Source organism: Nocardia sp. NPDC047038, assembly GCF_040644075.1.
Lineage (GTDB): Bacteria > Actinomycetota > Actinomycetes > Mycobacteriales > Mycobacteriaceae > Nocardia > Nocardia sichangensis.
In genome coordinates this window covers 570,731-592,755 of the sequence record NZ_JBEYVQ010000004.1, presented here as the reverse complement: position 1 = coordinate 592,755, position 22,025 = coordinate 570,731, and the positions used below count along the sequence as shown (strand labels likewise).

Here is a 22,025-nt window from a genome sequence, read left to right as displayed (position 1 = left end):
TTCGCTCGCCAGTAGCTATTGCTCTGATCATCAGGGTGTTTCGGTCGTGTGGAGTCGCGTGGTGTGGCGGTCGGCCAGGGCGATCCGCCTCCGCAGCCGTCCGGCGACGGTGTCCTTCGACAGCGGCGTGATGGCCAGCTTCCCGAGCGCACCCATCCCGGTGTGCGGGTGTTGCAGCCGCAGCCGGGCGCTGGCCGCGAGGTGGTAAGGAACCCGGTCGTCGAGCACGGCCAGCGCTGCCCGCATGAGCGCGACCTGGCGGGTGGAGGCGGCCTGGGTGGAGGCGGCCTGGCGGGCGCGGCCGGTGTTGGCGGCAGTGAACTCCCGCGTCGCGGAGAGGACGCGGCGGCACCGGTCGTCCCAGCGCACGCGCATCCGCGCCGCGTGGGGTGCGCCGATCGCGGCCGAGGCCGTGGCTCCCGCGTCGATCCCGGTCACGGCGACATTCCGTCAGTATGACGCGACCGGACGGCCAGCTCAGCGTCGTTGTTGAGAAACGGTCGGTTCTTCGCCACCTCGGCTGTGCAGTCCGGATGTGAGCTTCGGCGTTTCGGGGCGTCACTGGTTGCTGTCCCTGCTGGCCAGTGTCGTCGACAGGGTCGCGATCTGGGTGCCAGCTCGGATCCTGACGTGTCGCGGCGAAGTTCTCTCCCGTGGCCTTGCGGAACTCGCTGATCTGCGCGCTGATCTCGGTCACGTCTCGATCCACGCCACCGGCGAGTATCCGCGCGGCAATGGCGTCTTGCTCGACGCTGCGCATCCGCAACGTCGGTTCCGCGACTTGCTGTTCCAGCGCGACCAGGCGGCAGCCCGTAGCACGTCCTCGCCCGCAGCGCGGTCGCGATCGTTGATCAGGTCCTCACGCAGGTACCCGCAGGCAAGCGGTAGCAGTGCAGTCATCGTAGGAGCCAGTTCCGCATTGGCTGGCCACCGGAGACACCCGTCTCCGCGCAGCCGGATGAAATGTGCTCGCCAAGGCCTCGACCGGGAAAGGGGGGTGCCGTCAAGGATGGCGTCACCCGTGGCGAGGCGAGAGCCGTGGCGAGGCGAGAGAAAACCCAGGTAAGACGGCCGATTGGAACATTCGTTGTCCTCACGCCCCGATTGCGTCTTGCGGCGTGATTCTTCCCCGGCACCCCGTAGTGCTGGTGAGGTGGTTTGGATGTTGCGGCCGTCGAGTGCGGCGACTGAGCCGAACCTGCTGAATGGTCTAGGGGACATCAGAATGGGTTTCCTGGTTGGTGGCATTTGCCGGGTTCCGCCTGCGCGGCCGACTCCCTTGTCGGCCTACCCGACGCCGTTGTCGAGGGCGGTTGGGGTGACGCTGTTGTCACCACTGTTGTGCTCGCTGCACGACAACCATCCTTACTGAATAGGTACCGTCCCACATCGGTCATTCACACCGGCACATACCTATCTATGCAAGGCGCCTACCTACCTATTGCGTTCGGGTCAGCGGTTGTGACTCGCGGTGGAAAGTGGCGGTCGCCGTCGAGTGGCGGTCCGGTGAGAGCGGTCAGGTGGTGCCGATGACGAGGGTGCTGCGGGCGGTTTCGACGACGTCGGCGGTGATGGTGGTGTGGCATGATGCGGTGGATTTGGAGGAACAGTCGTTGCAGGGGGGAAGTAGCCGCGGGTGATGCGGGCGACGGCGGCGACGGCTTGGGCGTCGGTGAAGTCGTCAGGGTCAGGGTCAGGGTCGTGGTCGTGCCAGTGCCGGGTCAGGATGAAGGTGAGTTCCTCGGTTGTGAGCGGTCGGTAGTGGTGGGGGAAGCCGACGCGGCTGTAGAGCTGTGACTAGCGGGAGAACGTTTTCCCGATGCCGGGCACTCCGATGAACAGCGGGCCGTGGTCGCCACGGTCGTACTGGTCGCGTAGGTGCTCGATGGCGGTGGCGGTCAGGCGTTCGGATTCGTCGATGACGACCGTGCGGTACTCTCGGATACCGGCGTTGACGTGCTGGTCGATGCAGATGTTGACCCGGTTGTAGAGCAGTTTCAGATCGTCCCGCAGTTCGCGCAGGGTCGCGGCGCGGTGGGAGTGTAGAACACCGTGCGCGAGCGGGCCAGCGCGGCGTAGACGTCCTTGTCGGAGTCTCCGCGGGGACCCCAGGTGCGTAGCAGGTGCCCGGCTTTGTCCCAGTGGTCGTAGCGGGAGGCGGACAGGGTTTTCCCGATTCCTGCTGCGCCGTAGCAGATTCCGATGGTGCGGTCGCGGCGGGCGGTGTCTGCGAATTCGACGAACCGGCGGTGCGCTTTGGTGGCGATGAACGGCCAGTTCCGTGGCGGTGGCATGGTCAGTCTTCCTGGTGGGCGCGCAGCCGCGGCCGGGGCGGAGGGTCTGGTTCCGGCGGCGCGTGTGTGGGTGCCTGTGTGGGGAGGTAGTCGGTCACCACGGGGATACGTTCGTTAATCTGCTCGCGCAGCCGGTGCCGGTAGGCGCGGCGGGCGGCCTGGATGTCCTCGAGCCCGATGGTGTCTCCGGTGTGGTCGGGGCTGACGACCTTGCGCAGGAACTGGTTCTTGTCGAAGAGGCGGATCTCGGTGATGTCGCGCGGATCGCAGCGGAAGGTGACCGGTTCGCGGACATAACATCTGCTCGAAAATCTCAATCGGCGACGTTAGTAGCCGGATCAGTGCCTCGGTATCCGGCCAAGGCAATCTGCTCGGGAAACGCCCGCCGGGATCCGAGAGCTGTGCGCGAATAGTTCGTCCCTGCCACCATCTCGCTGCTCGGGACTCGCCGGCCTCGGCGTCGGAGAGCGGCATGTACCGTACAGCAGTTCCGACAACGACCTCGTCATGATGACTCCTCCGACTTCGTGTCCACCCCGACGAGTTCACCAGCGGCAACACGACGGGCCGCGGACACATCGCACGCCGCGCGTAGCGAAACAACGTCGCGCAGCATGCGCTCCACTTGATACTCAGTGAGATATCCGTAGCCGCCGTGAGCTTGAACGGCGAGCGCACAGGTGTCGATGGCCTGCTCGCACACCGCGTCGACCACGGCCGTCGCCTGCCATACCGAGCAGTCCCGCGCACGCAGCACTTCGCGCAATCCGGTCGCGACCGCTGCGCTGGAAGAGAACAGGGCGTCGCGGACGTTCGCCAGTCTGATGAGCGGACTGCCGAACTGCTCGCGTTGCGCCGCGTAACTCAGTGCGGCCTCGGCAGCGGCTTGTGCCGTACCGAGTGCCACCGCGGCGGCGCCGAGCATCAAACGGATGCGCGCGGCCTCCGTATCGACTCCGATGATCGTCGCGGTGCTCTCGGGTACCGGGGCGGATATCTCCGCCGACGCGGTACACGCACCATCGAGTCCGGTACGCGCCAGTGGGTGGAATGTCAGCGCCTCCGGCGGAATCACGCGGACGTGACCGCGCCCGAGTACGACAATGTGCGGAAACGTTCCGGCCGGATCGATCCGATCGATCCGGCCGTGAACCCGGCCGTCCGTGACGGTCAGCCGCACCGCGGTCGATCGCTCGTCGACGACCGCGACCGCGGCCGCCCCGCTTCGCACGGACTCGGCGAGCGGATGCCGGCCGAGGGATTCGACTGCCGCGTGCGCTTGCACCGTCGCCCAGCCGAGTGCGGGCCAGTTTCGACCCAACGCGCTGAAGGCAACGGCAGCGAATTCGTCAGCGACACTGTCCGCGGCGTCCTCGGCCACTCCGATCGTCCACACGCCGAGTTCGGCCAGACGCCGCCGAATCTGCGCGACCTCGTCAGGATATTCGTCACCGACATGCTCGGTGGTTCGAGCCACGACCACGCCGATCAGGTTTGCGATATCGGCCTGCTCGGCGGTCAATGCGGGAGTGTGCCGGATCATCTCCAGAACCTGTCCGGATCAGGGCCCCTGCGCTCGCTGAACGACGCGGACACCTCGTGCGCTTCCTTTGTCGTCAGGTACAGGCTCAGCAACTGGTCGTGCGCCATCCTGGCCTGCCCCGATACGCCGTTGTGCCGACCGGAGAACGCGGTCTTCAAACCCGCCAGCGCCATCGGGCTGCGGGCGGCCAGTTCGTGCGCGAGTTCGGCCGCTCTCCGCCGCAGGTCGTCGGCCGCGACGACCTCGTTGACGAGACCGAATCCGAGTGCCTGGGCAGCGGTGTACTTGCGATTCAGGTACCACATCTCCTTGGCGCGTTTGCGGCCGATCGTGTCCTCGAGATACCAGGTGCCGTATCCGGCGTCGAAGCTGCCGACCATCGGCCCGACCTGACGGAACACCGCGTTGTCCGCGGCGATGGACAGGTCGCAGACGGTGTGCAGCACATTGCCGCCGCCGACCGCGAACCCATTGACCGCCGCGACGATCGGCTTCGGGATGGTGTCGATCGCCTGATACACGTCGATGATCGGAAGCACCTGCGACTGATCGAGGGAGGTGACTTCATCGTGCTCGCCGCCAATGCAGAAGAACTTCTCGCCGGTCCCGGAGAGCACGGCCGCCCGCAGCGCTGGATCGAGCCGGAACCGTTGCAGTGCGTCGAACAGTTCGAGGCAGGTCTGGTGCCGTAGTTTGTTCCCGGCCTCTGGGCGGTTGATCTGGAGAATGACGATCGGGCCGTCCTGTTCGACGACGATATCGGTGTATTTTGCCATCATTACTGCTGCTTTCCGGCGCGAAATCCCTTGCCGCTCTTGTTGCCGTGATATCCGGCGGCGACCATCTGACTCAGCAGTGGTGGCGGCGCGAATCTCGGGTCGAGGCTCGCCTCATACGCGCTGCTCGTCGCGTGATGGTGCACGTCGAGCCCGATCAGATCGAGCAACTCGAGCGGCCCCATCTTGTAACCGAGTCCGAGCCGCATCGCGGTGTCGATGTCCTCGGCACTGGCCAAGTCGTTGTCGTATTCGGCGATCACGTCGTTGAGATAGGGCATGAGGAGGTGGTTCACCAGGAAGCCCGGGCGGTCCTTGACGACCACCGGGTCCTTACCGATGGCCTCGACGAATGCCACCAGCCGATCGACCACCGCGGGGTCGGTCTGCAGCGCGCGCACGACCTCGACGACCTTCATCAACGGCGCCGGATTGAAGAAGTGCAGCCCCGCGAATCGGCCGGGGTTGCGCACCGAACGAGCCAGTGCCGTGACCGAAATCGCGGAAGTGTTGGTCGCGATCAGCGCGTCCTGCGCGACGACGTCGGCGACCGCGAGCAACAGATCGCGCTTCAGTTCGATGCGCTCGCTCACCGCCTCGATCACTAGCGCACTCTCGGCCACGTCCGCGACATCGGTCGTCGGCCGAATTCGCCCGAGTATGAGATCGCGATCGACGATGGTGGTCTTCCCCCGGCTCACTCCCACGTCGAGGAATTTTGTGAGCGCGGCGAGGCCCGCCTCGATGCGCTCTTCGGACGCTTCCAGCACCGTGACGTCACGACCGGACGCGGCGATCACCTGCGCGATTCCGGAACCCATGGTGCCGAAACCGAGTACCGCCACTTTATGGATGTCAGACATGTGCATTCCTTGCTCAGAGGCCGAAAAGCCGGTTGTCGTCATAGGTATAGAAACCGCGCCCGGTTTTGCGTCCGAGATCGCCTGCGGCGACCATCCGGCCGACCATGGCGGGCGGGAAAAAGCGCGGGTCGCGCAACTGCTCGTAGAGGCGCGTCGCCACCTGCTGGTGGATATCGAGCCCGACGATGTCGAGAAGGGTGAACGGCCCCATGGGATGCCCGAGCGCGCCGGTCACCGCCGAGTCGATCGACTCCTTTGTGCCGAGGCCGGACTCGAGCGCTTCGATGCAGCTGTTCTCCCACGGGATGAGGAACCGGTTCACTATGAATCCCGGCCGATCCTTGGTGACCACAGTGGTCTTGCCCAAAGAACCGAGGAATTCCAAGGTCGCCTGATGCGCCCATTCCGCAGTATGCCGACCGTCGGCCACCTCGACCAACTTCATCAACGCCGCCGGGTTGCAATAGTGCGTGCCAACGACCCGCTCCGGCCGCTTCGCCCCAGCCGCGATCGCCGTCACCGACAGCGTCGAAGTGTTGGTGTGCAGGAGGGTCCTTTCGCCGACGATGGCGTCGAGCGCACCGAGCAACTGCCGTTTGGCGTCGAGGTCTTCGAAGATCGCTTCGATCACCACGTCGGCGGGCGCCACGGCGTCGAGGTCGGTCGTTCCCTCGACCAATGCGACCGCATCGCGCCTTTGCTGTTCGGTCAGTTTGCCAAGGGCGACGCTCTTGTCTAGGAAGCCGAACACCGTGTCGATTCCGCGCTTCAAGTTGTCTTCGTCGAGGTCGTGCACGATGGTCCGGTATCCGGCGCGCACCGCGACGGTCGCGATTCCGGACCCCATGGTCCCCGCTCCCATCACCGCGACAACACGGTCCTGTCCTGTCATTTCGATGGCTCCTGTTCCAAGTTCGTTCTGCTCAGCGGGCGGATTGGCCGCCGTCGATGACGATCGTTTCGCCGGTCACGAAGTCGGCGGTGTCACCGGCGAGCATGAGCAGCCACGGTTTGATCTCCTCGGGCACGCCCATCCGGCGGACGGGGATGTTCCTGACCACTCGCTCGTACAGTGCGTGATCGGCGCGCAGTTCGGCGTTCAACGGTGTCGCGAAATAGCCCGGCGCCAATGCGTTCACCTTGATGCCGAAAGGCGCCCATTCGACAGCCATCGCGCGGGTGAAGGCGATGACACCGGCTTTGGACGCCGAATACGCCGCGTGACCGGGCACGCCCTTGATCGCGAAGTTGGAGGTGATGTTCACGATCTTCCCCGCGCGCGCCGGCACCATGTACCGTCCCGCCGCCCGGGTGGCGAGATAGACCCCGCGCATATTCGTCGCGATGACCCGATCCCATTCGTCCGGCTCCTGCTCGAGCAGCGGCGTGGTCGCGACGATGCCCGAGTTGTTGACGAGCACGTCCAACCGGCCCCACTTCGCCACAGTGGCGTCGATCAGGTTGTCCACCGCGTCGACGGCGGTGACATCGGTCGGGCAGGCGAGGGCCTCGCGCCCGAGATCGGCTTGTTGAGCGACGAAGGCGTCGAGTTCGCTCTTGGTCCTGGCAGCCACACAAACCCGTGCGCCCGCGTCGGCCAGCGCGTCGGCCATCGCCCGACCCAATCCGCGGCCCGCGCCGGTGACAATGGCGACCTTCCCGTCGAGTGGCGCCGTCATCTAAGCCTTCCTGTTCTCTGCGCGGTGTCGCGGCCGATCAGCATCCGCTGCACCTCGTTCGTTCCGTCGTATATCTGGGTGACCTTGGCGTCCCGCAGGTAGCGCTCCACGCCGAGTTCGGCGAGATCGCCGTAGGGGCCGAGGATTCGCATCGCGTCACGCGCAACACGAAAACCGAGGTCGGTGCACGTCTGCTTCATGATCGAGATCTCACCGGTGGCGGGCGCACCTTCGCTGTCCACGCGGCGCGCGACGGCGTACAGCAGCAGACGACTCTGCAGGATCTGTCCACGCAGTGTCGCGAGCGCGGAAGTCACCTCGTCGGGTAGCCGGTCGGCGTGCAACCTGTTGACGGCGACCAGCGTGCGCGCATATGCCGCACGCGCGATTCCGACGCCCTGCGCCGCGGCACTGATCCGCGATTTGATCACCGAATCCATCACGATCCGCCATCCATCGCCGACCTCGCCGAGTAGATGGTTCGCAGGCACCGTTACGTCGTCGAAGAACAACTCCGCGGTGCTCGACCCGTGCATGCCTAGCTTCGCGAACGGCTTGCCGGTGGACAGTCCCCGCCACGCGGCGTCGAGCACGAACGCCGTGATGCCGTGGCGGCCCATTCTGCGATCGACCGTGGCGAAACAGACGATCACGTCAGCCCGGTCCCCGGTGGTGATGAAGGTCTTGCTGCCGTTGAGCAGATATCCGCTCGGCTGCGGCGAAGCGACCGTACGTAGACCGGCGACATCGCTACCCGCGTTCGGCTCCGTGATGGCGAGCGAGCCGTACAGTGACCCGTTCACCAGCCTCGGCACGTACCGCTCGGTCAATTCCGCGGATCCGGCCGTCATGATCGGGTACGCGGCGTGCATCTGGGTCATGTAGACCAGACTGGTCGCGGCGCAGCCGGTGGCGATCTCCTCCACCGCCGCCGCGTACGCCACATTGGTGTCCCCGGTGCCGGACAATCGCTGTGGGAAGATCAGCCCGGCCAAGCCGGCTTCGGCCAATGCGCGATAGCTGTCGTGCACGAACAGGTGGTCCCGGTCCGCCGCGGCGGCGCGCGGTGCCACATCGTGGGCAACGACAGCCCGAACCGCGGAGCGCACCGCGCGTTCCCGCTCATCGAGCAGCGCGTCGGCGGCGGGTTCGTCGAGTGCCTCGTACAAAGCCGAGTACGCGGCCGGATCGTGATCGATGTTGAGTGCAGCAACTGCGTAGTTCATACCGATACTCCGAATTCCGGCGGCCGCTTCTGCTTGAACGCCGCTATGCCTTCACTTGATTCCGCACTGCCGATCGCAAGCGCCGCGAGTGACGTCTCGAATGCGAGTCCGGCATCGAGCGAACTGTTCACACCGTGGTCGACAGCGTCGATGACGGCCCGGCACGCCAGCGGTCCACGCGCGGCTATCTTTTCGGCAGCCTCCCATGCCAGCGGCATCAGCTCGGGGGGCGCGACCGGCGCCGCCACGATGATGCCGAGCTGATATGCGCGGTCGGCAGTGATCCGGTGCCCGGTGAGCATCGCATGCCTGGCCACACCGGGGCCGACCACACAAGCGAGCCTTTGCGTACCACCGTAGCCGGGGATCAACCCGAGGCCGGCTTCAGGTAGCGAGAACGCCGCAGTGGTCGAAGCGACCGCGAAAGAGCAAGCCAATACCAGCTCGAATCCGCCGCCGATCGCCAGACCGTTGACCGCGGCGATCACCGGAATCGGACAGCGCTCGATGCCGCGGACGATCGCCTGACCCGCGCGCATGACCTCGACGGCCTGATCGGCATCGAGCCGGGCGATCTCGTCGAGGTCCGCACCGGCGCTGAATACCCGCTCCCCGGTGCCGGTGAGCACGATGGCGCGCACCGAACCCGATTCGGCCAGCGCGGAGATCTCGGCGCCGATCCTGCGCAGAATCGAAAGCGACAGCGCGTTGTGAACCTTGGGCCGATCTATCCGAACCGTCGCGACGGAACCGTCGCGCTCGACCACGACGGAGTCGTCCGCGCAACTCGCGGTCACGACGCATCACCTTCCGCATCGCGGTTTTGAACGGCTCCACACTCGATCAGCCGGGCAATTTCAGTAGGGCTGAAACCGTGTTCGAGCAAAACCTCAGTTGTGTGCTCGCCGAGATCGGGATACGGCGTATTACGCATCACTGGCGTCGACGCGAACCGGAATGGGCTCCGCACCACACGGCGGCGACCGTCGTGGTCGTGTACGGGAATCAGGGAACCACGTGCCTCGACCTGCGAATCGGCGACTACCTCGGACAAGCTCTGCACCAACGAACACGGAATTCCTGCCTCCCCGAAAAGCTTTCGCCATTCTGCAGAGGGTCGCAGAAGCAACTTTTTACCTACCGCAGCGACTATTTCCTGACGATTGGCACGTCTACCCGCATTGTTGTCGAGGTTATCGCGATCCAGGAACTCGGGTAACTCGACTACCGCGCAGAACCGTCGCCACATCGCGTCATTTCCGATCGCAATCACCAGATCACGGTCAGCCGTACGGAAGGATTGGTACAGCGCGAGTACCGAATCCGTTCCCCCACTCGGCGCCGGTTCCTGCTCTCCCGCCAGATAAGCGGCGATGCGCGGCGCCATCACCGCCAGCATCGAGTCGAGCAGGGAGACGTCGATGAGGTCGCCGACACCCTCCGTCCGCTGCCGTGCCACTGCGGCGCTGATCGCCAGTGCGGCGCACATCCCGGTGATCACATCGGAGAGTGCGGTAGAAACGCGTTGTGGAGAGCCCCCTTCCGCCCCGGTTACCGACATCAGGCCGGACCGCGCCTGGGCTGCCAAGTCGTAGCCCGGCAACGTATGATCCGGTCCGTCCAATCCGAACCCGGACATGGCGCAATAGATGATGCGCGGAAAATCGGCGCGCAGTCGCTGGTGGTCGATCTCCAAGGACGCGAGTTTGGCAGGATTCAGGTTTTCCATGAATACGTCGGCATCGGCGATGAGTGCGCGCAGCGTGTCCAACCCCTCCGGAACCCGCAGGTCGATCACCACCGAGCGTTTGTTGCGGTTCGCCGAGGCGAACCACGCCGACGCGGATCCGACGAAAGGCGGTCCCCAGGATCGCGCGTCGTCGCCTCTGTGTGGGCGTTCGACTTTGATGACGTCGGCACCCATGTCCGCAAGATACATAGATGCGGTGGGACCGGCGTAGGACGTCGTCATATCGACCACTTTAAGTCCGGACAATGGTCCGGCACCGTACATCGGCTCGTCTCGACTGTTCATCGACGAATTCACCTCTATTCAATGGGGGGTATCAGCGAGTGCCAACAGCGACGGCCGAGTCGGGCTCGATCTACACGGCAACCTTCGCGATAGCGTCCTGCAACGGCTTGCAAGCTCAGTAAATCGCGACGTAGTACGCAAGCTTCAACGGGCGATGCAGGGCGGCGACGTCCGATTCGACAACGCCGGGCGAACTATTCCGCGCGACTACGAGGCCATGCTCCATTCGCATGGCCACCCAATATCGGCGCCCAAGTTCCGATCTGCGTGCACTTCAGCGAAAGCCCATAGGCCCCTTTCCCACGTCCGCCATCACGAGGTCTGGAGCAGGCATGGACTTGCCTCCGAGCCCGCCGAAGACGAAACCTCCGAGACACCGCCTCGTGGATACGATCGCAAAGCCGCGAAGGGGGCGAGAGTGTCCGCTCCGAGGTCCGCGGACGCAGAGAGCGGCTTGCTGAAGGCCGACGCGAACGTGGTTCGGAAGACGAACACGGCGAAGAGCTCGACGAACGTGCCGATGATACCTGTGAAGAGCGCCTTCGGAACCGGCGTGCTTCGAGATGGATCCTGAGTGGCCATACCGCCGCTCTCCTAGCTAGAGCTTCTCGGGTCAATTCGATACGCCTAACGGTAGGTTATTAGACACCTTGGGTCAAGGTCCGACTTTTAAGGCGACCTTGAGTGATGCGACATGTCAACCCTCGGCAACCGCGTTGCTCCGGGGTGTGATCCTGAAGAGGCGGGCCAAGCCGCCAGGGATTCGAGCCGAATGGTCTTCGCTCGACCCGAGCGGCCAGGAGGTGATGGCGATGTGTCAATGTTCGACAATGGCCGGTATCCTGGGTAGATGTCATCGAAGATTGAGGTGTCACGTGGCTGATCCGCGAACTTCCGCACCGGCAAGGACCATCGGCCAGCGAGTACTTCGCCCTAGAGAGCAGGTAGAGGAACATATTCGACTGATGATCCTGTCCGCAGAGCTGAAGAGCGGCGAGATGCTTCCCCCAGAGGCGGAACTGGCCAGGCAGTTCAACGTCAGCAGAACAACGTTGCGCGAGGCGTTGCGATCACTGACCACCCAGGGGCTCGTCTACAAGGTTCCGGGCGCTCGCGGCGGGAATTTCGTCCAGGCGGTCGATCATCATTCGCTTGGGTCGGTGGTCATAGAATCGGTGCACAACCTACTCGAACTCGGCAGCATCGACTTCAGGGAAGTTGCCGAGGTGCGGCAGTGTCTGGAAGTGCCGGCCGCACGACTGGCCGCGGCGAAGCGCGGCGAGGAGCAGCTCGAACAGCTGCGCGACATCGTGCGACAGCAGAAGGCCGCCTCTGTGGAAGACCCTGAGGTGCCGAAGCTCGACGAAAGGTTCCATTCGCTGATCGCGCAGGCATCGGGGAACCGAGTGCTCGCATCCTTCGTCTCAGCGCTGCATCACGAGACCGAACCGGTGCACTACCTGAACCTTTCGCCAGAGGTCGGCCGGGAGACAGTCCGTCAGCACGGTGCCATCGTGGCTGCAATCGCCGCACAGGATGCCGATGCCGCACAAGACGCTATGGTCGAGCATCTGACCTACTTGCGCTCACACATCGCCGACGAGCGGGGCAGTAGCGGTCAATCCGAGCGCAAACCGCCAGAATTGATGTAAGTCGAGTTCGATCAGCGAGACGAGGCACCGCCCCGTGGCCTTTTGGTGGGTACCGAGATCGGGCCCACGGTCGCCAGACCCGGTATGGCTTCTTGCCCCTGTCTTTCGAATGATCCGGGGGGTGGTGTCGCCGGGTGCTGGTGGCGTCGACGGACCGCTGATGAGGACAGGGCCGATGGTAGGTCTCTTCGTAACGTGGGTGCCGGGAGTTGACGCCAGATCGGCGGCCGTCCGACCGAGCGTTTCGATGCGATGAGGACCGAGCAAGGTGACACACCCCTATGCCGTGTTCTGCGGCGTTGACGTGGGAAAAGGCGAACACCACGCGGTCGGGCTCGACCCGAACGGGAAACGGTTGTTCGAAAGGCATTGCCCAATGACGAGTCGCGGTTGCGGGCGGTGTTCGACAAGCTCGCCGCTCACGGCCGGTTGCTGATCGTGGTCGATCAACCCAACACGGCAACTCTGCGAGATGCCGAAATCCTTGGCGATCTGAGTCAACGGCGCTTCGCCCTTGCGGGCGACCGCGACTACATCGCGACGGAACTCCTCGGGAAACGGCTTGGGCATGATGACGATCCTTCCACTGCGAAGACCGAAGTCATCACAGATCGGGAGTCAACCGAACCGGGGGCAGTCCGAGAGCCTCGAGCTCTGGCGTCAAGACCGGACCGTGCGGATCGCTGGGATCGTGAACGGCTCAATCGGAGGGAAGGCCACAGAGCCTCGTTATTAGGGCGCCGCACGTTCGCGCCAGGGCTCGAACCAGCACAGACAGGGCAAGAAAGGCAGTGATTTGGCAAAGGTATTCTGCGGCATCGACTGGGCCGAGCGGCATCACGATGTCGCGCTGGTCGACGCCGAGAGCAAGTTGGTGGCTAAGCGGCGCATCGACGAGTCCGCCGACGGTTTCGCTCAGTTGATGTCGTTGCTCGCCGACGCAGGCGACAGCCGAGAGGATCCGATCCCGATTGCTATCGAAACTTCACGGGGGCTTGTGGTCGCCGCGCTGCGAGAGACCGGACGCGTGATCTATGCGATCAACCCTTTGGCCGTCGCTCGCTACCGGGAACGCCATACCGTCTCCCGCAAGAAGTCCGACCATGCCGACGCGATGGTTCTGGCGAACATCCTGCGGACCGACGCGCATGCCCACCCGGACACGGCCTGCCGACAGCGAGCTCGCTCGGGCAATTTCAGTCTTGGCTCGTGCCGCCCAGGACGCGGTTTGGCGTCGCACCAGGACACTTCAGGAACTGCGGTTACTGCTACGCGAGTATTTCCCAGGGTTTCTCGCCGCCTTCCGTCGCGCTGGCGTAACCAACCTCGCCAGTCTCGAAGCTCGCCAACTGCTCGTGCTCGCCCCGACTCCGACAGCCGGTGCCAAACTCACAACAGCGGGTATCGCAGCCCCCCTTCGGCGCTCCGGCCGCCAACGCAGCATCGGTCCGTTGGCGGCCGAGCTCCATCGGGTACTGCGGGTTCCGCAACTGCGGCAGCTCCCGCGCATCGAGGACGCATTAGGCCGTCAAGCGCTTGCCCTACTGGCGACCCTCAACGCCGAATGCGACAACGCCGACCAGCTCGGCCAGGCCGCCATGGAGACGTTCCAACAACACCCCGACCACCGCGTGATCACCAGCTTTCCAGGCATGGGCGACCTCAGCGGCGCTCGACTCCTGGCCGAAATCGGCGACGATCGCACCCGTTTCGCCGACGCCCGCGCTCTCAAGGCATACGCAGGCTCAGCGCCCGTGACCCGCGCATCTGGACGCAGTATCGCCATCACCCGCCGACTGGTGAAAAACGACCGGCTCAACGCGGTCAGGTTCCTCTGGGCATTCGCCGCCATTCCGCGGCCAGGACCCGCCAAAGACCACTACGACCGACGTCGAGCCCGCGGCGACCGGCACCCCGCCGCTCTGCGCCACCTGTTCAACCGCATGCTCGGCCAGCTCTATCACTGCCTGCACACCAGCCATACCTACGACCCGATCAAAGCATTCGCCGAGCCCGCCAATCACTTACGGCCCGCTGCCGCTTGACGCTTAGCGAGATCGGAGGTCTCGATGCCCGGCATCGGCGCCAGGACCGGCACCCATCTTGCCCGAAGTCGGTGACGCCACGGTATTCGCCTCGGCCGGCCACTTCGCCTCCTACCCCGGCATCGCCCCGCCGTGTTGACGCGGCATATCCAGAACCGTTTCGGGTGGTCTGCGTTAGCGACTTTCGACGTCGGGGCAGAAACGCGTCGGCCTCGGCTCGGTGCGCGCCATAGCGCGCCGGGCGCGGGTCACCTGCTTGCCTCGGCCAGAACGTCCCCGATGATCGCGATCCCGCGCTGTGCCTCGGCGTGCGTGATCACCGCGGGTGGTGTGACGTGGATGCGATTCTCGATGATGAGGGGGAGGAGACCTTCGGCCAGCAGTTGCGCCTTGATTCGCCCTATCTGGGCTGCTGGCAACGGTACTCGCGTCTGCTGATCGCAGACCAGCTCGATCGCCCACATCACACCCGATCCGCGCACCTCGCCGACGATGTCTGTACTCGACGCGAGCTCTCGGAGACCTGGTCCGATAGTGCGGTCGCCCACGCTGGCCGCGTTCTCGACCACCCGCTCTTCTGTCATTGCGGTGATCGCCGCAACCGCCGATGCTGCTGCCAGGGGATGCCCCGAGTAGGTGAGTCCGCCGGGAAAGACACGATCGTCGAAGTGGTGCGCGATGGCACTCGGGATGATGATGCCTCCGAGTGGCACGTAACCCGAGTTCACGCCCTTGGCAAAGGTGATGAGGTCGGGACGGACGTCGAACGCGTCGAGTGCGAACCATTGCCCCGTTCGACCGAAGCCGGCCATGACCTCATCCAGGATCAGCAGGATGCCGTGGCGGTCGAGTAGTTCGCGCAGGCCCGACAAGTAGCCTGGTGGCGGTGTGAGGACGCCCGCTGAGCCGGGAACGGTCTCGATGATCACGGCCGCGATCGTGCTCGGCTCTTCCATCTCGATCACGCGTTCGATGTGTTCCAACGCTCGCTGCGACTCCTCCTCCGGAGTAGTGGCCCAGAACGGCGATCGATACAGGTACGGCCCGAAAACATGGACGTGACCGTGGGAGTATTCATTCTTGATCCGCCGCCAATCTCCCGTCGCGGCGATGGCGGCGCCGGTGTTGCCGTGATATGAGCGGTAATGCGAAATGATCTTGTCACGGCCCGTGAACAAACGGGCCATCCTGATGGCGTTCTCATTCGCATCGGCGCCACCATTCGTGAAGAACACCTTCTCGAATCCTTCTGGTGCACGCTCGCGAATGAGCCGTGCCGCTTCCGCCCGTACCTCATTGGCGTGACTGGGGGCTACCATCGCCAGCCGTGCGGCCTGAGTTTGAATAGCGGCGACCACCTTGGGGTGCCGGTAGCCGAGGTTGGCGTTCACCAACTGGCTCGAGAAGTCGAGATACTCGCGGCCGTCGAAATCCCACAGGGTGGATCCGTTGCCGTCCGCAAGCGCGAGGGGGTCCAGAGTGCCCTGCGCCGACCAGGTGTGCAGGACAGTTGAGAGGTCGGCTTTGGCGACCTCTGTGTTGGTCAGAGCCCCTCCGGGTTGGATCGACATGGAAACTCGCTCCTTCGAATTGCAGACGGATGGAGGCTGATCATCCGACCGCTGCGGGGTCAGCTATGGGCTGGTTCGGTCTCAGCCTTCAGCGAGGCTAGCAGATTGTTCATCACTTTTGGTGGATCGAAGCATCAGAACGAAGATCGTTAGGCTAGGAGCTCGCCTGACTGCATGTTCACTCGGAAGTCGAATCGGTAATTGTTGGACAATCCTTGACGGCGTCATTGGCGGGCAGTAGCGTCGGCGACGGATCCCTGTAGGAGATTCCGGCGGCCCAGAAAGCCTGACCCGGAGAATCGCTGAGCACGTGACCCCGACCGCTCGCATGGCGGTGAATGCCTGTCGAGCTGAAGCCTTCACACGAGAGAGCCATATTTCAGATGACGACGATCGACCCACTGGAGACCTATGTCTCCGGGCATGAATTCAAGATGTTCATCGGTGGACAGTTCACCGATGGGGCGGACCTCGAGCGGCGCGACGTGAGGGATCCCTCGACGGGCAAGGTCGTCACCACTGTGCCCGCCGCAAGCGCGGTCGACGTGGAAGCGGCTATCGCCGCCGCTGCGGAAGCGCAGCCTGCATGGGAAGCGCTCGGGCTGAGCGGGCGCATTGCGTGCATCGACAGGTTTGCCCACCTCGTCCGTGAGAATCGAGAGCGACTCGCGATGCTCGATGCAATCGATTGCGGCAACCCTGTCGATGCGATGCGCGGAGACATCGACATCTGCGAGGCGTACTTCGACGGCTGGCCTGCCCTTGCGAAGTCGATGAGGGGCGACGTGATTCCGGCCAGTCAGGGTAACCTCCACTACACAGCGCACCGTCCGTACGGGGTTGTTGGCCGGATCACCGCGTTCAATCACCCGGCGTTCTACGCGATCACGCGCCCGCTGCCTTCGCTGATCACGGGCAACACGTTGGTGATGAAGCCATCGGACGAGACCACACTCTCGACACTTGCGCTGGCCGAGCTCTACGCGGAGGCGTTCCCCCGAGGTGTGGTCAATATCGTGAGCGGTGGTGCCTCGGCCGGTGATGCCATTGTCACGAGCTCGCAGATCAAGCGCATCGGCTTCACCGGCTCGGTGCCGACGGGCCTTCTGATCCAGCGGCGTGCGGCCGAGTCCGGCCACATCAAACATATTTCGCTGGAGCTCGGCGGGAAGAATGCGATGGTTGTCTTCCCCGATGTCGATCTCGACGAGGCGGTGGAGGGTGCTATCTTCGGGATGAATCTCAATGTATGCCAGGGTCAGTCCTGCGGCTCCAACTCCCGGATCATGGTCCACGCCGCAATCTATGACGAGTTCGTGAATTTGCTGTCCTCGAAGCTCGACCGCTACCGCGTCGGCATCGCGTACGACGAATCCACCGACGTCGGGCCAGTGGTGAGCCAGGCCCACTGGGATCGCGTCAACAGCTACATCGAGGCTGGCGTGGCCGAGGGTGCCACGCTGGTGCGCGGCGGGGGACGCCCTACGGGTGTGCCCAATGGCGGGCACTATATCGAACCGGCCCTGTTCGCCGACGTAACGCTCGACATGCGCATCGGGCGCGAAGAGATCTTCGGCCCGGTTATGTCCGTCTTCCGATGGGACGACTACGACGCGATGATCGCGGAGGTGAACGCCCTCGACCTCGGTCTGGCCGCGAGTGTGTGGACCAACAATCTAGCGATCGCTCACAAGACAGCCGGCGAACTCGAGGCCGGTTACGTGTGGATCAATGACTCGACCCGCCACTACTTCGGCACCCCGTTCGGGGGGGCGAAGAACAGTGGACTCGGTCGTGAGGAGTCGGCCGACGAACTGCTCTCGTTCCTGGAACGGAAGGTCGTCCACACTCGGCTGGGTGATCCCCGGAGTGCCTTGAGCCGGATGCTCGGCTGAGGTGCGTCGTCTCGGCCATGCCATCGCAGGGCATGGCCAGCTCTGCTGTGGCGAAGGCTCGCTGAGATTCCGGCCTCGATGATGGCGGAGAAGTCTCGGCGTCTGGCCGGGCGCGCGGTTGAGTGCCAGTGGATGATCTCGGACTCGGCCAGGCCAGCTTCGAAGCCGCAAATGGTTCGAGCTGAGCGCCTCGGTCATCCGTACCGTCTGGCCGATCAGTGCTCGGTCCATGGCACCACACGCTCGTCAGCGTGCTCGTGTTGTTCATGGGCTCTGCTGAAAATGTGATGGTTGGGCGTTGGGTCCTCGCGCCGACTGCGCTCATGGGTAGGACGGTTGTTGCGTGCCGAGTCCGCTGGGAGCGGAGTCGGCCGAGCACGGCGGCCTGGCGACTTGGTGAGCTGTCGCCTGCACCGCACAACTGAGCATAAGTTTCGGAAAAAGTTGGACAATAAATGTTCAACACTTTGGAAAAATCGAGTAGTGTGCTGTGGAGCACAGAGCCCAGCCGTCGCATCGTGGTCGAGCCAACGGCGAGTGCGGAGAAAATTCATTCCCGGCAAGGAGAGGTCGAACTAGCTATGACTGCGCAGAGGAATTGGATCGTGTTATGCGTGGTGGCGCTGACGTTGCTCCTCGCTGGCTGTGGTGGTGGGTTGACCACCGAGGTACCAGAGGCGGCCAAAGAGCACGTCTGGACGAGGCCGGCACTGGCGACCGACGCGGCAGGGAATCAGGCCGAGCTGCCGTACACCTCGGTCGATTCCGGGGCCGGGAGCGAGGTCCGCATCTGCGTACTTTTCCCGCACCTCAAGGACCCTTACTGGGTGGGCCTGGCCTATGGCACGTGGGTCGAGGCGCAGCGGACGGGAGCGTCGTACGACTTGTATGCAGCAGATGGCTACGGCGACCTGCCGAGGCAGATCGACCAGGCGAAGGACTGCATCAACTCGGGGAGGTATGACGCCCTGGTCATCGGTGCGATCTCTGGTGACGGCACCTGTGACACGATTCGGCAAGCCCTCCAGAAGAAGATGGTCGTTATCGACAGCGTGAACGGGATGGCATGCGGCGAGGAGGTGACGTCCGATCCTCGGTACGCGCGGACGCTCGTGAGCTACTACGTCCTCGGTCAAACGGCCGCTCGATACATCGCAGGGCTCGACCAAGAGCTCGACCTGCTGGCGTTGACGGGTCCTCAGGGCGTGCCGTGGTCCGACAGCTTGCTCGCAGGGTTGAAGAATGGGCTCGAGGGCAGCAAAGCAAAGGTTGTCGCCGCGCCACGCGGCGACATGGACGCGACCGTTCAGCTCGCTCTGGCCGGCGACGCCTTGAGTGCCGATCGATCCATCGATGCAGTGTTCGGAACATCGGTCACAATGTCGGCCGGAATCTCCGCTGTGCATAATTCGGGGCGTAAGGACATCCGGCTCTTCAACGGTGCACTCGACGGAGACAGCTACAAGGGCATCGCGGATGGTCAGATCGCTGTCGGCGCCAGCGACCTGGGCCCGATCATCGCTCGTATGGCGATCGATACGGCAGTTCGTCTGGTCACCCAGCCAGGCGGCGTTGCCTACCGTACGATCGGCCCCAAGCCTATTCTGGTCGATTCCGACACGATTCATAACGTGGCGCGGGAGGACATCCTGTCCCCGCCTGGCTTCAAGCCGGTGCTCAATTTCGACTCGAAGAAGAAATAACAAAACCCCTGATACCGATTACCCGCAAACCCTTAACACCGAGAAGGACACCGATGTCTGACAAGGAAGCCGTCCCCGTGCTGGAGTTACGTGGGATCGGGAAGCGATTCGGCGCGGTGGCGGCCCTCAAAGACGTCTCCTTGCAGCTGCATGCCGGTGAATGCCACGTACTTCTTGGTGAGAACGGGGCCGGAAAGTCAACACTTGTCGGTGTCATTCTCGGGTTTCATCAGCCATCGTCAGGAGCGCTCCACATCAGGGGAGAACACGTCGAGCGCTACTCACCGCAAGTCGCGCGCTCGCTCGGCGTGAGAGCTGTCATGCAGGAGTTCAGCCTGTATGAAAGCCTGCCCGTCTACGCGAACCTGTTTCTCGGCCAGGAGGAGCAGACGGTCGGCCTCAGGCGGAAGCGAGTCATGAGGAACGAGGCGCGCGAGCTGTTGGCCGAAATCGACGCCCCGTTCAGAGCCAATGACATCGTCGCCAACCTCACGCGTGCAGAGCAGCAACTCGTCGAGATCAGTAAGGCGCTGACGCGCCGAGGCGATGCGGGTGTGCTCCTCCTGGACGAGCCGACGGCGGCCCTCTCCGACGGCGAGGCGAATCGTCTGCTCACGATCTTGAAACGCCTCAAAGCCGAGGGCTGGGCGATTCTCTATATCAGTCACCGCATGGACGAACTCCGGGTGATCGGCGACCGAGTCACCGTTCTTCGTGACGGACGCCACGTCGCTACACATGTTATCGACGAGGTCTCCGACGACCAGCTCATCACCGAGATGTCCGGACGAGAGGTTGACCGAAGTCCGCACAACAAATCGCCGATCAGCGAGTCTGGGACCGTTGTCTTGACTGTGGAGCACCTGGCGACCAGGAACCGGAAGGTGGAGGACGTCTCGTTCGAGCTCCGGTCCGGCGAAGTACTGGGAATCGGCGGCCTTGTCGGCTCAGGCAAGGGTGATCTCGGGGCTGCACTCTTCGGGATCACTCCGCTCGCCGGTGGGCGGATCACCGCGGCGGGCATACCCGTGCGCTCCCTGTCGTCTCGCACGATGTACCGGCTCGGCTTCGGCTATGTGGCCGAGGACCGCAAACGCGGAGGAATCCTTCCTGACACCGATGTCGCGATGAACATCATGATCGAACGGATCGCCCTGACACGCCGCCTCGCGAGATGGGGGCTTCTGCGCCGCGGAAGAATGCGGCAATCTGCAGACCAGCTGATCGGCAGGTTCGACGTGCGTCCCTCAGGTGCAGCCGAGATGCCGATCTCCCATCTCTCCGGCGGCAATCAGCAGAAGGCCCTGATCGCTCGGGCGTTGTCGACAAAGCGCAAGGGACTCATCGCAGTCGAACCGACTGCAGGCGTCGATGTCGGCTCCCGTATGCAGATCTACAAGCACTTGCGTAGTGAGTGCGAAAACGGAGTCGGAGTTCTCCTGATCTCGTCGGACGTCGATGAACTGGTGAGCCTCAGCGACCGCGTTCTGGTAATGAGCTGCGGAACAGTATCCGCAGAACTAGAAGGCGCGGACATCCATGCCGACGCGATCGTAGGTGCGTCGTTCAGCTCGACTCAAGGAGCACTCTTGTGACCGAAAACATTGTTCTCGACCGCGGCGCCGGCCCGAAGCGCAACTACGCCACGCCGGCGGACTGGTTCGTGCGGCAGTTCGGAGCCGTCGGCCCGCTGCCTGTGCTCCTGGTGATTGCCTTCGGGTACTTTTCGGCGGTGGCTCCGACGTTCGCGACGGTGCCGAATATGACCGACCTCCTACAGCGATCGGTCTTCCTTCTCCTCATGGCCAGCGGCCAGCTTTTGATCCTCATCACGGGCGGCTTCGACCTGTCTGTCGCCGCCGTGGTCTCGTTCGTCAGTATCGTCGGTTCACAGGTGATGGCGAACACCTTCCTCGACGGAACCGGCAGCAGCCAACTCGTGGCTGTCCTCGCGAGCCTCGCGATGACGGTTTTGGTCGGCGCGATCGTCGGGTTGGTCAATGGGCTGGGTGTTGCGCTGTTGAAGATCAATCCGTTCATCGTGACGTTGGCCGTCGCCACCATCCTCGGCGGTGTCACTCTGATCGTCAGCGGCGGTGTCACCGTCGGCGGACTCCCCGACCTCTACAGTCGCGAGATAGCCAATGGGAGTCTGTTCGGAATACCGTGGCTCGTCGTACTGACTGCCCCAGTCATCATTGCTCTCGTCGTCCTTACCAACTACAGCGTCTTCGGCGTTCACCTGTACGCGTTGGGCGACAACGCGACTGCAGCACGGATTGCCGGCGTGCGAGTGGACCCGGTGATGATCACCGCGTACGTCTTGGGGAGCGCCCTCACGGCGTACGCCTCGTGGCTCCTCACAGCTCGCATCGGCAGTGGGCAACCCACGATGGGAGGTAGCTACACAATGGAGTCCTTGACAGCGGCGATCATCGGAGGCGCCTCGTTGCGCGGGGGGAAAGGTACCATCGTCGGCGTATTTCTCGGTGTGCTCTTTATGCAGATCCTGACGAACGGCATGAATCTCATGCAGTTGGACAGCAATCGACGCCAGATCGCGATCGGCCTCGCCTTGGTCTTCGCCGTGCTCATCGACCGACTGCGGAACCGTGCCCGCGACACATCGGCGGCCAAGCTCCGTTCCGGGCATGCCCAATGACCGGCTGTCTACGTGCCACTCGAGCCGGGGCGGTCGACATTATGTCGGAATTGTCCTCATTGTGCGTGGAGATTGGAAAGG

The 22,025-nt window shown here is 63.8% G+C and carries 18 protein-coding genes and 2 pseudogenes; 7 read left to right on the top strand and 13 right to left on the bottom strand.

The window, feature by feature from the left end; translation table 11 throughout:
• Positions 1–30: 30 nt before the first annotated feature.
• The 12 genes from ABZ824_RS19330 to ABZ824_RS19275 form a co-directional block, all read right to left on the bottom strand.
• Complete coding sequence (locus ABZ824_RS19330; RefSeq protein WP_356964517.1) at positions 31–438, bottom strand: helix-turn-helix domain-containing protein; 408 nt, start codon at positions 436–438, stop codon at positions 31–33.
• Between the two features lie 255 nt (positions 439–693).
• Positions 694–900: a hypothetical protein gene (locus tag ABZ824_RS19325; RefSeq protein ID WP_356964516.1), complete on the bottom strand. Its 207-nt coding sequence runs from the start codon at positions 898–900 to the stop codon at positions 694–696.
• Between the two features lie 1,097 nt (positions 901–1,997).
• On the bottom strand, positions 1,998–2,294 hold the full coding sequence (locus ABZ824_RS19320; RefSeq protein ID WP_356964514.1) for a hypothetical protein: 297 nt from the start codon (positions 2,292–2,294) through the stop codon (positions 1,998–2,000).
• 2 nt (positions 2,295–2,296) lie between these two features.
• Positions 2,297–2,611, bottom strand: a complete 315-nt coding sequence (locus ABZ824_RS19315; protein WP_356964513.1) for a hypothetical protein — start codon at positions 2,609–2,611, stop codon at positions 2,297–2,299.
• Positions 2,612–2,799: 188 nt separating this feature from the next.
• Positions 2,800–3,837, bottom strand: coding sequence for an acyl-CoA dehydrogenase family protein (locus tag ABZ824_RS19310; RefSeq protein WP_356964511.1), 1,038 nt, complete (start codon positions 3,835–3,837; stop codon positions 2,800–2,802).
• A complete protein-coding gene (locus ABZ824_RS19305) occupies positions 3,834–4,616 on the bottom strand; it encodes an enoyl-CoA hydratase-related protein (protein WP_356964509.1) in 783 nt (260 codons plus the stop codon). Before ABZ824_RS19305 ends, ABZ824_RS19310 begins: the two co-directional genes overlap by 4 nt.
• Positions 4,616–5,476, bottom strand: coding sequence for a 3-hydroxyacyl-CoA dehydrogenase family protein (locus tag ABZ824_RS19300; protein ID WP_356964507.1), 861 nt, complete (start codon positions 5,474–5,476; stop codon positions 4,616–4,618). The genes ABZ824_RS19305 and ABZ824_RS19300 overlap by 1 nt, the downstream gene beginning before the upstream one ends.
• 13 nt (positions 5,477–5,489) lie before the next feature.
• Positions 5,490–6,368, bottom strand: coding sequence for a 3-hydroxyacyl-CoA dehydrogenase family protein (locus ABZ824_RS19295; RefSeq protein WP_356964505.1), 879 nt, complete (start codon positions 6,366–6,368; stop codon positions 5,490–5,492).
• Between the two features lie 31 nt (positions 6,369–6,399).
• Positions 6,400–7,155, bottom strand: a complete 756-nt coding sequence (locus ABZ824_RS19290) for a 3-oxoacyl-ACP reductase family protein (RefSeq protein WP_356964504.1) — start codon at positions 7,153–7,155, stop codon at positions 6,400–6,402.
• Complete coding sequence (locus ABZ824_RS19285) at positions 7,152–8,381, bottom strand: acyl-CoA dehydrogenase family protein (RefSeq protein ID WP_356964502.1); 1,230 nt, start codon at positions 8,379–8,381, stop codon at positions 7,152–7,154. The genes ABZ824_RS19290 and ABZ824_RS19285 overlap by 4 nt, the downstream gene beginning before the upstream one ends.
• Complete coding sequence (locus tag ABZ824_RS19280; protein WP_356964501.1) at positions 8,378–9,178, bottom strand: enoyl-CoA hydratase-related protein; 801 nt, start codon at positions 9,176–9,178, stop codon at positions 8,378–8,380. Before ABZ824_RS19280 ends, ABZ824_RS19285 begins: the two co-directional genes overlap by 4 nt.
• Complete coding sequence (locus tag ABZ824_RS19275) at positions 9,175–10,416, bottom strand: CoA transferase (protein WP_356964499.1); 1,242 nt, start codon at positions 10,414–10,416, stop codon at positions 9,175–9,177. Before ABZ824_RS19275 ends, ABZ824_RS19280 begins: the two co-directional genes overlap by 4 nt.
• Before the next feature lie 875 nt (positions 10,417–11,291).
• Here ABZ824_RS19275 and ABZ824_RS19270 point away from each other — a divergent pair.
• From ABZ824_RS19270 to ABZ824_RS19260, 3 genes and pseudogenes are all read left to right on the top strand, one after another.
• Positions 11,292–12,068: an FCD domain-containing protein gene (locus ABZ824_RS19270; RefSeq protein WP_356964498.1), complete on the top strand. Its 777-nt coding sequence runs from the start codon at positions 11,292–11,294 to the stop codon at positions 12,066–12,068.
• 268 nt (positions 12,069–12,336) lie between these two features.
• Positions 12,337–12,527 (top strand): annotated as a pseudogene (locus ABZ824_RS19265) (transposase); the annotation flags it as partial.
• A gap of 337 nt (positions 12,528–12,864) precedes the next feature.
• A pseudogene (locus ABZ824_RS19260) lies at positions 12,865–14,113 on the top strand (IS110 family transposase).
• A gap of 248 nt (positions 14,114–14,361) precedes the next feature.
• Here the strand turns inward: ABZ824_RS19260 and ABZ824_RS19255 are convergent.
• Positions 14,362–15,684, bottom strand: coding sequence for an aspartate aminotransferase family protein (locus ABZ824_RS19255; RefSeq protein ID WP_356964496.1), 1,323 nt, complete (start codon positions 15,682–15,684; stop codon positions 14,362–14,364).
• Positions 15,685–16,067: 383 nt separating this feature from the next.
• Here ABZ824_RS19255 and ABZ824_RS19250 point away from each other — a divergent pair, with 383 nt between their 5' ends.
• From ABZ824_RS19250 to ABZ824_RS19235, 4 genes are all read left to right on the top strand, one after another.
• Positions 16,068–17,579 (top strand): aldehyde dehydrogenase family protein, encoded by a 1,512-nt coding sequence (locus ABZ824_RS19250; RefSeq protein WP_356964495.1) that lies wholly within the window; start codon positions 16,068–16,070, stop codon positions 17,577–17,579.
• 455 nt (positions 17,580–18,034) lie between these two features.
• Positions 18,035–19,282: a substrate-binding domain-containing protein gene (locus tag ABZ824_RS19245; RefSeq protein ID WP_356964493.1), complete on the top strand. Its 1,248-nt coding sequence runs from the start codon at positions 18,035–18,037 to the stop codon at positions 19,280–19,282.
• Positions 19,283–19,335: 53 nt separating this feature from the next.
• The gene (locus ABZ824_RS19240; protein ID WP_356964491.1) at positions 19,336–20,877 is read left to right on the top strand and encodes a sugar ABC transporter ATP-binding protein; all 1,542 of its coding nucleotides are present in this window, start codon (positions 19,336–19,338) and stop codon (positions 20,875–20,877) included.
• The gene (locus ABZ824_RS19235; protein WP_356964490.1) at positions 20,874–21,944 is read left to right on the top strand and encodes an ABC transporter permease; all 1,071 of its coding nucleotides are present in this window, start codon (positions 20,874–20,876) and stop codon (positions 21,942–21,944) included. Before ABZ824_RS19240 ends, ABZ824_RS19235 begins: the two co-directional genes overlap by 4 nt.
• The last annotated feature ends 81 nt before the right edge of the window (positions 21,945–22,025 follow it).

Coding starts and splice junctions, on each gene's coding strand:
- ABZ824_RS19275 (WP_356964499.1), bottom strand. CDS start 10,416: ATGAACAGTCGAGACGAGCCGATGTACGGTGCCGGACCATTGTCCGGA.
- ABZ824_RS19320 (WP_356964514.1), bottom strand. CDS start 2,294: ATGCCACCGCCACGGAACTGGCCGTTCATCGCCACCAAAGCGCACCGC.
- ABZ824_RS19240 (WP_356964491.1), top strand. CDS start 19,336: ATGTCTGACAAGGAAGCCGTCCCCGTGCTGGAGTTACGTGGGATCGGG.
- ABZ824_RS19310 (WP_356964511.1), bottom strand. CDS start 3,837: ATGATCCGGCACACTCCCGCATTGACCGCCGAGCAGGCCGATATCGCA.
- ABZ824_RS19325 (WP_356964516.1), bottom strand. CDS start 900: ATGACTGCACTGCTACCGCTTGCCTGCGGGTACCTGCGTGAGGACCTG.
- ABZ824_RS19295 (WP_356964505.1), bottom strand. CDS start 6,368: ATGACAGGACAGGACCGTGTTGTCGCGGTGATGGGAGCGGGGACCATG.
- ABZ824_RS19250 (WP_356964495.1), top strand. CDS start 16,068: ATGACGACGATCGACCCACTGGAGACCTATGTCTCCGGGCATGAATTC.
- ABZ824_RS19290 (WP_356964504.1), bottom strand. CDS start 7,155: ATGACGGCGCCACTCGACGGGAAGGTCGCCATTGTCACCGGCGCGGGC.
- ABZ824_RS19305 (WP_356964509.1), bottom strand. CDS start 4,616: ATGATGGCAAAATACACCGATATCGTCGTCGAACAGGACGGCCCGATC.
- ABZ824_RS19285 (WP_356964502.1), bottom strand. CDS start 8,381: ATGAACTACGCAGTTGCTGCACTCAACATCGATCACGATCCGGCCGCG.
- ABZ824_RS19245 (WP_356964493.1), top strand. CDS start 18,035: ATGTTCAACACTTTGGAAAAATCGAGTAGTGTGCTGTGGAGCACAGAG.
- ABZ824_RS19300 (WP_356964507.1), bottom strand. CDS start 5,476: ATGTCTGACATCCATAAAGTGGCGGTACTCGGTTTCGGCACCATGGGT.
- ABZ824_RS19255 (WP_356964496.1), bottom strand. CDS start 15,684: ATGTCGATCCAACCCGGAGGGGCTCTGACCAACACAGAGGTCGCCAAA.